This is a genomic window from Aureimonas sp. SK2, from assembly GCF_029813115.1.
In the GTDB taxonomy this organism is placed as follows: domain Bacteria; phylum Pseudomonadota; class Alphaproteobacteria; order Rhizobiales; family Rhizobiaceae; genus Aureimonas.
Map to the genome: position 1 here is coordinate 26,338 of NZ_JAPZDS010000019.1, position 12,963 is coordinate 39,300.

Below are 12,963 nucleotides of genomic sequence, written 5' to 3' on the forward strand. Positions count from 1 at the left end.
GCTCGAGCGCTACGATGCGGCCGACTTCGCTCAAACCCTTTCGCGCCGGGCGTTTTAGGCTCGAGCCGATCCGTCGGCGTGCCGCTTCACCACTTGGTGATGCCTAGCGGACAGCTGCGGTTCATCCTTCGAAGGAGGACGCGCGGGACCCGAACCTTGCCGGGAACTGAACCTCGACCGGAGAATCGACGGGCGGATGATACCGTCCTCTTAATCATGATCTTCGGAATACGTCTGATTCGCTTTCGCTTTACGGTCAGGAAACGCGGTCGCGAAGATAGTCCTCGCCAGCATTGAAGCGTCGGCAGGGACATCGTCATGGATACATACGTCACGCGGACGGGACGGCCGCTGTTCGTCGATCTCGACGGAACGTTGATCCGCGGAGATCTTCTCTGGGAAAGCCTGTTCCACTTCGCCCGCCAGGAACCCTTGAGCTTCTGGCGCCTGTTCGGCTGGGCCTTCCAGGGCAAGGCGGTGTTAAAGGACGAGCTCGCCGCGCGCACCGAGATAGACGCCTCGACGCTGCCCTATCGCGGCGAGGTCGTCGATGCGCTGCGCCGGGAGCGCGAGGCCGGGCGGCGGATCGTTCTCGCGACGGCGTCCAACGAGCGTCTGGCCTGCAAGGTCTCGCAGCATCTCGGCCTGTTCGATGAGGTGATGGCGAGCGACCGGCAGGTGAACCTGTCGTCCGGACGCAAGCTCGAGAGGATCCGCGCGTCCTGCGGTGAGCAGGGCTTCGACTATTTCGGCAATTCGCACGACGACGTCTGCCTGTTCGAGGCGGCCGAGAGCGCCACCGTCGTCCAGCCGGACCGCTCCGCGCGGCGCTGGCACGGGAGCGCGACGCGCCCCGCACGCCTGATCACCGACGAGGGGTCGATGCTGCGCGGCATGCTGAAGGCGATGCGTCCGCACCAGTGGACCAAGAACGTCCTCGTCTTCGTGCCCATGGTGCTGAACCACGAGTTCCTTGACGGCCCGATGATCGTGAAGGCGCTTCTGGCCTTCGTCTGCTTCTCGCTGGCCGCGTCCTCGGTCTACATCCTCAACGACCTCCTCGACCTGTCGGCCGACCGGCGCCACAAGACCAAGCACAGGCGTCCCTTCGCCAGCGGCCTCGTGCCGATCCCGGCGGGCCTGATGCTCGCCGCGGGGCTGTTCCTGTCATCCTTTGCGATATCGGCGCTCCTGCCGTGGCAGTTCACCGCGACGCTCGCCTTCTACATGGCGGCGACGACCGCCTATTCCTTCGCGCTGAAGCGCATGCTGCTGATCGACGTCCTCACGCTCGCCGGCCTCTACACGACCCGCATCATCGCCGGCGCGGTCGCGATCCAGTCAACGGAATCGTTCTGGCTGCTCGCCTTCTCGATCTTCTTCTTCCTGTCGCTGGCGCTGGTGAAGCGCTTCGTTGAGATCCTGGACTTCGGCGGCGGGGCAAACCGCTCCTCCACGGGCCGGGGCTATGTCGACGTCGATCTCGACACCGTCGGCCAGGCGGGCATGGCGTCGGGCTTCGCGGCCGTCCTGGTGCTCGCGCTCTATATCGACAGCGGCGAGGTGCGGGACCTCTACCAGCACCCCTATCTTCTGTGGCCGCTCTGCCCGCTCGTCCTTTACATCATCGTGCGCATCTGGGTTCTCGCCCGGCGCCAGGAGATGAACGACGACCCGGTGGTCTTTATCATGCGCGACTGGCGCTCCCAGGTGATGATGGTGCTCGGCGCCTGCATGTTCATGGTGGCGGCCTATGCCTGAACCTTATGACAACTGGGGGCGCACGCCGCCCCCGCCCGGCGGCCGGCGTGCGGTCGTAGCGCCGGAGGCCGACGCCTTTCCCACCCTGCGCACACCGTCGGGCCTCCTGCCGCGGGGTAACGGCCGATCCTACGGCGACACCTGCCTGAACGATGCGGGCGTCCTGATCGACATGCGCAGCCGCAACCGGATCCTGTCCCTCGACACGATGGACGGGATCGTCGAGGCCGAGGCCGGCGTCCTGCTGCACGAGCTGACCGAGCGCGTCGCGCCGCACGGCTGGTTCCTGCCGGTCACCCCCGGCACCCAGTTCGTGACGCTCGGCGGGGCGCTCGCCAACGACGTCCACGGCAAGAACCATCACCGGCGCGGCACTTTCGGCCAATGGGTCGAAGCCTTCACGCTGGTGCGATCCGACATCGGCGCGGTCACGTGCTCGCGAGCGCAGAACGCCGACCTCTTCGCCGCCACGATCGGCGGGATGGGGCTGACCGGCATCGTGACGCGCGTCCGGCTCCGGCTGATGGCCGTGCCCTCGCTGACGATCCGCGAGACGACGCACCGCCTGTCCTGTCTCGACGACTACTTTGCCCGCGCGGCCGAGGCCGACGACCGCCACGAATACGCGGTCGCCTGGATCGACCAGCTCGCCAAGGGCGCCTCCTTCGGGCGAGGGCATCTGATCTGCGGCGACCATGCGGGGTCGGGCGACCGGATGGGACGGGCGCGCCGGCCCCTCTTCACCGTGCCCTTCACCCCGCCGGTCAGCCCCTTGCGCGGCTTCGCGCTCAAGGCGTTCAACGAGGCGAACTTCCGCAAGCTGAGGGCGGAGGAGGCAACCCGTTCGGTGCCCTTCGACGGGTTCTTCTACCCGCTCGACCGCGTCGGCGCCTGGAACCGGCTCTACGGACCGCAGGGCCTGCACCAGCACCAGAGCGTCGTGCCGGAGGAGATGGGGCGGCAGGCGGTGCGCGCGCTGCTCGACTGCGCCGCTTCGCACGGGCAGGGCTCGTTCCTGACGGTGCTCAAGCGCTTCGGCGACATGCCGAGCCCCGGGCTCCTCAGCTTCCCGCGGCGCGGCTACACGCTGACCCTCGATTTCCCCAACCGGGGGGCGTCGACCCTGGCGCTGATGGCCGAGCTCGACCGGATCACGGTGGAGGCGGGCGGTGCGGTGAACCCCTACAAGGATTCGCGCATGGCGCCCGAGGTCTTCGAGGCCTCCTTTCCGCGCTGGCGCAAGCTGGAGGCGATGCGCGACCCCGCCATCCGCTCCGACTTCTGGAGCCGGACCGCCCTGCGGCTCGACGGGGGCAGACGGCTCGGCGCGGCGGCCTGAGGGACGGCCGCAAGGATTGATTGACGCTGGCCCGAGAAAGGCTCTGCCGAAGCCGGAATCCTCCGGCCTCTTAACCGCATCGCATTCCGGCTCCGCCAAGGATCCGGTCCGAAACCCCAGCCGGGAAGGCAGGCATGAGCCGATACATCCCCTTCATTCTCTTCACCGTGTTCACCAACGCGGCGGCGCAGATGCTGCTGAAATACGGCATGATGCAGCTGGGGCCGTTGAGCTTCGCCGGCGTCAACCCGCTCATCAAGATCCTGTCGATCGTCTTCAGCCCCTTCGTCTTCCTCGGGCTCCTGACCTTCGTGGTCTCGATGGCCTCGCACCTCTTTGTCCTGTCGAAGGTCGAGCTGAGCTACGCCTATCCGTTCCTGAGCCTCGCCTATGTCGTGGTCGCCTTCGCCGCCTGGTTTCTGTTCGGCGAGGAACTCAACGCGTCCCGCATCGGCGGAATCGCCCTGATCTGCGTCGGCACGATCCTGATCGCACGGACCGGCTCGAAGGTGGCCGAGGACGCGCCGCTCGCGACCGTCGCCCAGAACCATTCCACTGAAGGAGCCACCCGATGAAGCACGTGATCTTCGGCGGCGACGGATTCGTCGGCCGCCACCTCGCCAAGCGCCTCGTTTCGGACGGCGAGGAGGTCGTGGTGGCCGACATCGCCAAGAGCGACCTGTCGCACTATTCCTGCGCCCGCCACATGCATGTCGATGTCACCGATCCGGCGGCCGTCGACGCCGTGCCGATCGAGCCGGGCGACATGGTCTACAACCTGTCGGCCAAGATGCTCTCGCCCCTGCAGGTGCGGGCGAAGCGCCACGAGTTCTTCTATCCCGTCAACTACGACGGCACGAAGCACATCATCGAGGCGATGGACCGCGCCGGCGCCGACCGCCTCGTCCACTTCACCACCGACATGATCTACGGCCACACGGTCACGACGCCGATGACGGAGGACCATCCGGTCGCCCCGCTCGGCGAGTACGGCCAGTCCAAGCTCGACACCGAATATCTCGCCGCCGACTGGCGCAAACGCGGCATGCGCATCTCGCTCTTCCGCCCGCGCCTGATCATCGGGCCGGGGCGGCTCGGCATCCTGGAGAAGCTGTTCAAGCTGATCGACGCGAACCTTCCGGTTCCGATGATCGGATCAGGCCGCAATCCCTACCAGTTCATCTCCGTGTTCGACTGCGCCGAAGCCGCGCGTCTCGCCTGGAAGGCGGACGTGCCGAACGAGGCCTACAATCTCGGCTCGCTGAACCCGCCGCCGGTCAGGAAGCTCCTCGGCGACCTCGTGCGCCATGCCGGCTCGAAGTCGATCCTGATCCCGACTCCGGGCTTTGCCGTCAAGCGCACGCTGGATCTCCTCGACTGGCTGAACAAGCCGCTGATGGACCCCGAGCAGTACCTCATCGCCGACGAGGAATGCGTGCTCGACGTCTCCAAGGGCAAGCGCGACCTCGGCTGGGTGCCACAGTACCGCGACGAGGACATGCTGATCGCCGCCTACAGCGAGTACCGCGCGAAGAAGGAGGGCCGTCCGGCTCCCGCCTCCGCCTATCCCCATCCCGCCGAGTGAGGACCTCTTGATGCTCGATCGTCCGACGACCGCCGCCCCCTCGCTCGACGCCGCCCCGCGGCAGGGGCCGAAGAAGCCCGACATGCTGACCCTCGACCAGGCCAAGGCCATGGACGTCGGCACCATGGCGGACGTCTTCAAGGAGCACATCAACCCCGGTCAGTTCCATTTCATGAAGCTGCTCGGCTTTCACAAGGTGAAGGTCGAGCGGGCCGAGGGCATGTTCTACATCGATCAGAACGGCCGGAAGATCCTCGACTTCTTCGGCGGCTTCGGCTCGCTGGCCTTCGGCCACAATCATCCGCGCATCCTGGAGGCCCGCAAGACCTTCCAGGACGAGAAGCGGCACGAGATCGCGATCGCCTTCCTGTCGCAGTATGCCGCGGCGCTGGCCAAGAACGTGGCGGCCTGCTCGCCGGGCGACCTCGACATGGTGTTCCTCGGATCGTCCGGCTCGGAAGCCATGGAGGCCGCCATCAAGGTGGCCGAGCGCGCCTCCGGCCGCAAGAATTGCAAGATCGTCCATGCCGAGAACTCGTTCCACGGCAAGACCAAGGGCGTCCTGTCGATCACCGACTCGCCGCTCTACAAGGGCGAGTTCAAGCTGGTCGACAACACCTACCGCGTGCCCTTCGGCGACCTCGCGGCGCTCACCGCCGTGGTGCGCTCCGACCCGGATGTCGGCGTCGTGGTGCTGGAGACGGTGCAGGGCGGCGGCGGCATCATCGAGGCGCCGACCGAATACTGGCAGGGCGTTCGCGCCCTGTGCGACCAGCACAAGGTGATCTGGGTGGCCGACGAGGTGCAGTGCGGCTACGGGCGCACGGGTCGCTTCTACGCCTTCGAGCACCACGGCGTGGTGCCGGACGTGACGGCGCTCGCCAAGAGCTTCGGCGGCGGCAAGGCGGCCATGGCCGCCATGATCGCCAAGCGCGACGTCTACATGAAGGCCTACGGCACGCCGAAGACCGCGATGATCCACGCCCATGCCACGTTCGGCGGCATCGGCGAGGGCTGCGCCACTTCGATCGAGGCGCTCAACACGCTCTACGACGAGGACCTGATCGGCAATGCCGAGGTCGTCGGCGCTTATCTCAAGGAGCGCCTGCAGGCGATCAAGCAGAAGTACCCGTCGATCATCAAGGAGGTCCGGGGCAGGGGGCTGATGGTCGGCCTCGAGTTCCACGACTTCTCGCAGACGCTGCCCTTCGCGCTGCGTCCGGTCGTGGCCCTCCTGGACGACAAGCTCAAGGGCTCGCTGTCCGGCTTCATCGGCGCCCTTCTCCTGAAGGACTACGACTGCCTCGTGGCTTTCACCGAGTACAACCGCAATGTCATCCGCCTGGAGCCGCCGCTGATCTGCAGCCACGAGAACGTCGACCAGTTCTGCGACGCGCTGGACGACCTCCTCGGCCGCGGCATCGTGTCGATCGTCAAGGACTTCGTGAAGACGCAGATGGGCTGAGCCATCCTCTCCGGGAATGCGCATGAAAAAGGCCGGGTCGCAGGACCCGGCCTTTTTCGTTGGTCGCTCCGGCCGGCCTCAGCGGTTCGCCAGGTCCGGTCGGATATAGGCGTCCCAGCAGGGCGACAGCGATACCCGGACATGGTCCTTCATGCCCTCGCGATAGACGTCGTGCAGCATCTCGTTCGCCACGGTGATGGGGCAGAGCGGCATCATGATCAGGTCGGTCTGGCGCACGGCTTCCGTGGTGCGGGCACTGGCCGGAGGAACGGCGCGGAACGGATCCGCGCCGATCGCGATGTAGGGCGTGGCCCTGCGCTCCATCGCGTAGGGGAAGACGTTGGTGAAGTTCAGGCTCATGATCGTCTCGAACCGCACGTTGTGGGCGGCCTCGTAGGCGCGGATCTCGCGCACGGCGTCGTTGGTGGAGGTCATCCAGCCGGACTGGAAGTCCAGGTCGGAATAGAGCCAGAAGGTCGGGAGTTCCTTCATGTCGGCCAGCGCCTGGTAGGCCTCGGGGAAGCGCGAGTAGTGCAGAAGCATCTTGTCGGCGCGTTCGGTCATCTCCGTCCGCTGGCTCACGGTGTCCAGCGCGCGGAGCTCCTCGAGCGGCACGTGGTCGTACTTGATCTGCACCACCAGGGCGCGGCTCGTCCGGTGCACCACGTTGACGATCGGCGGCATCGCGACGGCCGCGACGAGCACGAGGATCGCCGTCGTGGCGCGGGTCGAGTGCAGCGAGGCGTTGCAGGCGATGCGCAGGAGGATCGGCCACAGGAAGATGAAGGCCTGGCTGCCGGTGTTCTGCGTCTCACAGAAGATGCCGACGAACAGGGCGACGCCGAGCCAAAGGACGTCCCGGTCGAACAGCGCGGCCCAGCGCGCTCCCTGGAGTGGCTGGCGGACGGCGTTCGATGCGGCGGCGACCAGCCCCTTGCGATCCACCCAGAGAAGCGCGAGCAGCAAGAGGGCGCCCGTTCCGACGACGCCGAAGTGAAGCGACGACGCCTGGATGAAGCGAACGAGGATGATGTTCTCGTTGAGCCGGACGAGGGTGAGGATGTCCTGCACATAGGCGCTGACGACGCCGAAGGCGGCTTCAAGACCCGCCAGCACCAGCGCGAAAGCCAAAAGAGCCGCAAGCGCCGTCCGGAACTGGACCCGTCCGGCCGCGAAGGCGAAGGCGCAGAGCATGCCGGCGCAGATGAAGCCCGTGATCTTGGTGAGGAACAGGGCGGCGCAGGTCCAGGCGATCACGAAGAAGAGCATGCGCTGGCGCCGCTCGAAGACGAGCGCGACGGTCAGGACGTAGAGGATCTGCGTCATGTGCCGGTTGTAGATGCCGAACCCGTCGATCGCCGGGAAGGTCGAGTACTGCTCGACATTCGTCGGCAGAAGCTGGAACACCAGGAAGGGCAGCAGAAGAGCCAGCGCGAGGCGCCGCGACCGCTTGTCGATCCACGCGAGGACGGGCAGCAGGGCCGTCAAGGTCACCGGCATCAGCATCCACTGCGCGAGCAGGAGCGGGTGCCCGTCCGGGAACAGCGTCATGGCCGCTGCGTAGAGCCAGTAGCCGAGCGGGCCGACCGGGGTGAAGAAGTCCACCGACGGCATCTGCCCGGTCAGGACGCGCCAGCCCCCGTCCACATAGACGAAAAGGTCCCAGTACATCGGACCGACCGGCAGCGTGACGTGGAGCGTCAGGGTGACGGCGCAGGCAGCCAGCACCATGGCGCCGATGGCATAGGGCGACAGGAGCGCGGAAAAGGGCGAGACGCGCGATGGGCGGTCTGCGCCGACGCTGGCATCGAGGGGAATGGACATCGGCAGCTTTCGGTCGTTGCGCGGCGCCGCCACTCTTCCAAACTATGCTTAAGCTCCCATTACGTTGCGTCCGATTGCCACCTGCGGTCACATCCCCACGATCACCACTTGCGCCGGGCCGCAAATCGGCGGACCCTGCCGGGATGCTGAACCTTGTCGCTCTCGCGATCTCGGGATCGCTTCTGATGCTGGCTCCGACCCGCGCGGCGGCCGAGGAACCGGTCGACGTCGAGCTCGTGATCGCGGTCGACGTGTCCTGGTCCATGGACTACGGCGAGCTGGACATCCAGCGAAACGGCTATGTCGCCGCCTTTCGAAGTCCCGAACTGCATGAGGCCATCGCGGACGGGGTCCACGGGCGCGTCGCGGTGACCTATGTCGAATGGGCCGGGGAAATGTCGCAAAGCGTGGTGTTGCCCTGGACGCTGATCGACGGCAAGGAAGCGGCGGAAGCCTTCGCCTATCGCCTGTCGAACGCCGCGCCCGACCGGCTGCGCCGCACTTCGATTTCCTCGGCGATCGATTTTGCCGCCAATCTTTTCGATGGCAACGGCTTCGAAGGCATGCGCCGGGTGGTCGACGTGTCGGGAGACGGACCCAACAATCAGGGACGCCCGGTAACGGACGCGCGCGATGCCGCGATCGCCCGGGGCATTACGATCAACGGTCTGCCTCTGATGACGCAGGGCGACGAGCGACAGGGTGCCTGGGGCTCGATCCGCGACCTCGATCGCTACTACAGCGACTGCGTGATCGGCGGGCCGGGCGCCTTCATGATCCCGGTCAACGACTGGGAGCAGTTTCCCGAGGTCGTACGGCGCAAGCTGGTTCTGGAGCTTGCCGGACTATGGCCGTTGCGACAGCCGGAGACGGCCGGCGTCCTGAAGGCGGCCGCCGATGGCGGCGCCGCCAATTGCCTCATCGGCGAGCGCCAGTGGCAGGAGCGCTGGCAGCAGTAGGCGGCTCCTCACGATCGTTGAGCGCCGGCGGCGGCCCGGCGGCGCTGGCGGATGGCGTTCTGCTCGAAGGTCAGCACCATGACGATCGCGATCGCGAACGGTATCAGGAGGTAGAGGATCCGGAAGACCAGAAGAGCGGCGAGGACGTCGGTTTCGGGCACGTCGGACAGGCCGGTGAGAAAGGTCACTTCGAGCACCCCGAGGCCGCCCGGTGCGTGCGACACGAGCGCCAGCGAGAACGACACGACGAAGATCGCCAGCACGATCACGAAGCCGGGATTGTTGTCCGGCGGCAGAGCGAAGAAGATGATGCCGGCCGCCGCGACGATCTCGAGCGGCGCGGCGACGAGCTGCCGAAGCACCACGTCCCGCCTCGGATACTGCAGCAGGAAGCTGCCGATCTTGCGGGGTCTGAACCCCTTGAAGCTCCCGACGACGTAAAGCCCGATGCCGACAACGATGACGGCGGCGATGCCGAGGGGCACCCACGGATCGACGTCGACATAGCGGCGGATCATCGTCGGGTCGGCGATCTGCGTCAGCGCCGTGAGCACCAGGATACCAAGCGCGAAGGTGAAGGAGCAGAAGGCGATCAGCAGCGCGATCTCGGACGGCGTCAGTCCACGCGAACTGTAGGCACGATAGCGCACCACGGCCCCGGAGAAGACCGACGCGCCGATATTGTGGGACAGAGCATAGGTGGTGAAGGACGTCGCCGCCACGAAGGGCAGGGAGACCTTGCGGTCGAGGTGCCGCAACGCGAGGCGGTCGTAGTAGGCGAGCACGGCATAGGCCAGGATCGCGCACAGGGTGGAAAGCGCCCACTGACCCCAGCCGACATTCTGGAAGCTTGTCCAGATATCGTCCAGGGAAAGGCCTCTGACTTCCTTGTAGAGAATCCAACAGGAGAGGACCACGGCCGCAAGTCCCACGCAGGGCCAGATGGCGTCCTTCCACTTCATGCCCGTTCCTTCCCTTGCCGAGGCGTCCGCGCCAGCCGAGGCGTCCGCCTCGCCCGGACGCAGACATAAGCGCTAGACCCGTCGGAGGAAAGCGACCCGCCTTCAACTGTCGGACAAATCGCGCGCGAGCTATCGTTACGGTTTAGCCGCTGCGCCCGCTGCCCGGAGGAAATGTGGCGGGAGCGTGGAACCGGCGGGCGTATTCGCCGTTCCCTTGCCGCAATCGGGACCCTGAGGAGTTTGGTCATGATCCGTCGCATTTCCGTCGTCGCCGCTACGCTTGCCGCCGTCATGGTCGTGTCGGGCTGCGCCAATACCGTGCGGGGCGTCGGGCGCGACGTCGGCAACACGGTCGATGCCACGGGCGCCGCAGTTCGCGACGTCGCTCGCTGATCTCGCGAAGGGCGGGTCACCGAAGCAGCGAAAGGCCGGCTTGCCGGCCTTTTTTCATTGTCTGTGGGTTTGCACTGTCGGCGTTAGGTGATTGGTAAGCATACCGGAGCGATGATGTCCGTGCCGCTCCGCCGGCGCGCTTCGGATCAGGTCTTGCGTACCGAAGCAGGCGGGGAGGGCAGGCCGCCGCCGCGCCCTCAGGCGGCGGCGAAGACCCGAGCGATGTCCGCCGACTTGTAGGGCTTGGCGACCTTGGGCACGTTGCTGAACCGGCTGGGAACTTCGGACAGGCTGCCCGACACGAAGCAGAAGGGAATGTTCATCGCTTCGAGGCAGCGCGCCACGGGCAGCGAGTTGGCGCCTCCCAGATCGAAGTCCAGGAGTGCGAAGTCCACGCCTTCCCTGATCCGCATCAGGCCGTCGTTAAGACTGCTCGCCCAGACGCAGTCCGCATCCAGCATGTCGAGGATGATGTCCTCGAGATCCATCGCGATCAGGGGTTCGTCTTCCAGGATCAGTACGCGCATCTTAGAAGCCCTCGTTTCCTGTAGAACGGCGTCGGCTGGACTTGGTTCGCTCCGATGAAAAATAAACTTGCCTGATCTTATTGACTTTTCATTTACCATACTAGCGATCGCCGACGCGCCGGTGATGTATGATCGACGACCTCAGACGGCGGCAAGCCGGGGCTCGTCCATTCCGATCGGCTCCGCCGCGGCGGTGAGCCGACTCGCGCGCAGGGAGATCGACGTCATCATCTCAGCGGCCACGCGCTCGGCCGCCACCGGCTTGCCGAAGAGGTAGCCCTGGAGCTGGTCGCAGCCGAGTTCCTGAAGCATCGCGGCCTGCTCGGCCGTTTCGATGCCTTCCGTCACGACCTTGAGGTTCATGTGATGGCCGAGGCTGACGATGGTGCCGATGATCTGCCGGATGCTCGATTCGCCCTGTTCGAAGGCGATCATGAAGGACTGGTCGATCTTCAGCTTGTCGAAGGGGAAGCGCCAGAGGTAGCCGAGCGAGGAGTAGCCGGTGCCGAAGTCGTCCATCGCGATGGAGACGCCGAGCGTCTTCAGCTCCTGCAACTGCGTCAGCACGGAATCGGACCGGTCGAGAAGCAGGCTCTCGACGACCTCGATCTCCAGCCGGTGACCCGCGATGCCCGACGTCTCCAGAGCGTCCTTCACGATCTGAACGAGGTCGCCGTCCCGAAACTGAACGGCGGACAGGTTGACCGAGATGAACAGGTCGTCGGGCCACAGCGCGATCTGGCGGGTCGCCTCGCGCAGCACCCAGTCGCCGATCGCCTTGATGTAGCCGCGCGCTTCCGCGATCGGGATGAAGAGGGACGGGGGGATGTAGCCGCCGAGGCCGTCGGGAAGGCGGATCAGGCTCTCGAAACCCAGGATGCGCTTGTCTGTCGCGCGCACGATCGGCTGGTAGAAGAGCTCAAACTGATCCTGGTCCAGCGCCTCGCGCATGCGGCGCTCGATCATCCGGCGCTGGCTGGCCTCCTCGTCCATCGACGGCTCGAACAGGACATAGTCGCCCCGCTTCGAACTCTTGTGGACGAGCAGCGCGAGTTCAGCGTGCTGGAACAGTTGGACGATGGTGCGCCCGTGCTCCGGCACGGTGGAGACGCCCGCGCAGAGCCGGGGCTGCAGCGTCAGGCCGCCGATGGCGACCGGGGTCTCGACCTCCAGCCGGATCCGGCGGGCGAGGGCTTCGATGTCGTTGATGCTCTGAAGGTTGCGCTGGATGATGACGAAGTCGTCCGCGCCGGTCCGGGCGACGAGGTCGTTACGGTCGATCACGCTGAGCAGCCGGTCCGCGACCGTGCGCAGGAGCTCGTCGCCGCCCTCCTGGCCGACGCTCTCGTTGATGTCGGCCAGACCTTCGATGTCGAGAGCCCAGACGGCGAGCCGCTCGCGGGTCGCGCGGCAGGTCGCCAGGATGCGACCGGCGTCTTCCTCGATGCGCTTGCGGTTCAGGAGCTTGGTCAAGGTATCGTGATTGGCGAGGAACTGGATGCGCTCGTCCGCCTGTTCGATCCGCCATTTGCGGCGGATGTAGATGAGGCCTGGAACGCCGGCCGCCACCACCAGCACCCCGATCAGGCCCGCGATCGACAGGCCGATGACCGTGACGTAGCGCTCCTCGACGCCGGTCATGTCGGGCGTCACAGCGACGAAGGCGAGGCGCTGCCCGCCCTTGTCCAATGGGCTGATCACGAGGCGTCCGCCGGTTTCGGTCCGGGTGACCTCCGTCCACTCGCCGGGACGCTCGACCGCGCTCTGCGCGAGGCTGTCCATGCCGCGGATGCCGCCGGGCCGCTCGCGCAGCAGCCACGCATGGGCTTCCGACTTCAGCGAGAATTCCGGTTGCCCGTCGATGTCGAAGATCGTGAAGTTCTCGAGGCCCGAAGCCAGGGCGACGGCACGCACCTCGGTTTCCAGGTCGGGATCGCGCGAGAGACCGGTCAGAAGCGCGTCCAGCGCGCCGTTGGTCTCCCCGAGATATCGCACGAAACCCTGAGCGCGCTCCTGCGCGGTTCCCGCAACGAGGTTGGAGACCGTTTCCCGGCTGATATAGACGCCCGCCGTCGCGACGGCCGCCAGGACGGCACCCGCGCCGATTGCTGTAGCGGAATATCGCTTGAGGAAATTGATCATGGCATC

At 66.2% G+C, this 12,963-nt stretch carries 11 protein-coding genes; 7 read left to right on the forward strand and 4 right to left on the reverse strand.

Features of this window, described 5'->3' with window-relative positions; translation table 11 throughout:
- Positions 1-318 precede the first annotated feature (318 nt).
- The 5 genes from O5O54_RS19265 (at position 319) to O5O54_RS19285 (ending at position 6,150) form a co-directional block, all read left to right on the forward strand.
- Positions 319-1,761 (forward strand): UbiA family prenyltransferase, encoded by a 1,443-nt coding sequence (locus O5O54_RS19265; protein ID WP_279483475.1) that lies wholly within the window; start codon positions 319-321, stop codon positions 1,759-1,761.
- Complete coding sequence (locus tag O5O54_RS19270) at positions 1,754-3,100, forward strand: FAD-binding oxidoreductase (protein WP_279483476.1); 1,347 nt, start codon at positions 1,754-1,756, stop codon at positions 3,098-3,100. The genes O5O54_RS19265 and O5O54_RS19270 overlap by 8 nt, the downstream gene beginning before the upstream one ends.
- Before the next feature lie 134 nt (positions 3,101-3,234).
- Positions 3,235-3,675 (forward strand): EamA family transporter, encoded by a 441-nt coding sequence (locus O5O54_RS19275; protein WP_279483477.1) that lies wholly within the window; start codon positions 3,235-3,237, stop codon positions 3,673-3,675.
- A complete protein-coding gene (locus tag O5O54_RS19280) occupies positions 3,672-4,685 on the forward strand; it encodes an NAD(P)-dependent oxidoreductase (RefSeq protein ID WP_279483478.1) in 1,014 nt (337 codons plus the stop codon). The genes O5O54_RS19275 and O5O54_RS19280 overlap by 4 nt, the downstream gene beginning before the upstream one ends.
- Before the next feature lie 10 nt (positions 4,686-4,695).
- Positions 4,696-6,150, forward strand: coding sequence for an aspartate aminotransferase family protein (locus tag O5O54_RS19285; protein ID WP_407061733.1), 1,455 nt, complete (start codon positions 4,696-4,698; stop codon positions 6,148-6,150).
- 78 nt (positions 6,151-6,228) lie between these two features.
- Here O5O54_RS19285 and O5O54_RS19290 read toward each other — a convergent pair whose 3' ends face one another.
- Positions 6,229-7,974: a hypothetical protein gene (locus O5O54_RS19290; protein ID WP_279483479.1), complete on the reverse strand. Its 1,746-nt coding sequence runs from the start codon at positions 7,972-7,974 to the stop codon at positions 6,229-6,231.
- A gap of 143 nt (positions 7,975-8,117) precedes the next feature.
- Here O5O54_RS19290 and O5O54_RS19295 point away from each other — a divergent pair, with 143 nt between their 5' ends.
- Positions 8,118-8,933 (forward strand): DUF1194 domain-containing protein, encoded by an 816-nt coding sequence (locus tag O5O54_RS19295; protein WP_279483480.1) that lies wholly within the window; start codon positions 8,118-8,120, stop codon positions 8,931-8,933.
- Between the two features lie 8 nt (positions 8,934-8,941).
- Here O5O54_RS19295 and O5O54_RS19300 read toward each other — a convergent pair whose 3' ends face one another.
- On the reverse strand, positions 8,942-9,895 hold the full coding sequence (locus O5O54_RS19300; RefSeq protein WP_279483481.1) for a YbhN family protein: 954 nt from the start codon (positions 9,893-9,895) through the stop codon (positions 8,942-8,944).
- Positions 9,896-10,141: 246 nt separating this feature from the next.
- On the opposite strand from O5O54_RS19300, the gene O5O54_RS19305 reads away from it, so the two are divergent.
- Positions 10,142-10,288 carry a hypothetical protein gene (locus O5O54_RS19305; protein ID WP_279483482.1) on the forward strand — a complete coding sequence of 49 codons (147 nt, stop codon included), beginning with the start codon at positions 10,142-10,144 and terminating at the stop codon, positions 10,286-10,288.
- Between the two features lie 197 nt (positions 10,289-10,485).
- Here O5O54_RS19305 and O5O54_RS19310 read toward each other — a convergent pair whose 3' ends face one another.
- Together O5O54_RS19310 and O5O54_RS19315 are read right to left on the reverse strand one after the other, a co-directional pair.
- Positions 10,486-10,815 (reverse strand): response regulator, encoded by a 330-nt coding sequence (locus O5O54_RS19310; RefSeq protein ID WP_279483483.1) that lies wholly within the window; start codon positions 10,813-10,815, stop codon positions 10,486-10,488.
- A 141-nt stretch (positions 10,816-10,956) separates the two neighbouring features.
- Complete coding sequence (locus O5O54_RS19315) at positions 10,957-12,957, reverse strand: bifunctional diguanylate cyclase/phosphodiesterase (RefSeq protein WP_279483484.1); 2,001 nt, start codon at positions 12,955-12,957, stop codon at positions 10,957-10,959.
- Positions 12,958-12,963 lie beyond the last annotated feature (6 nt).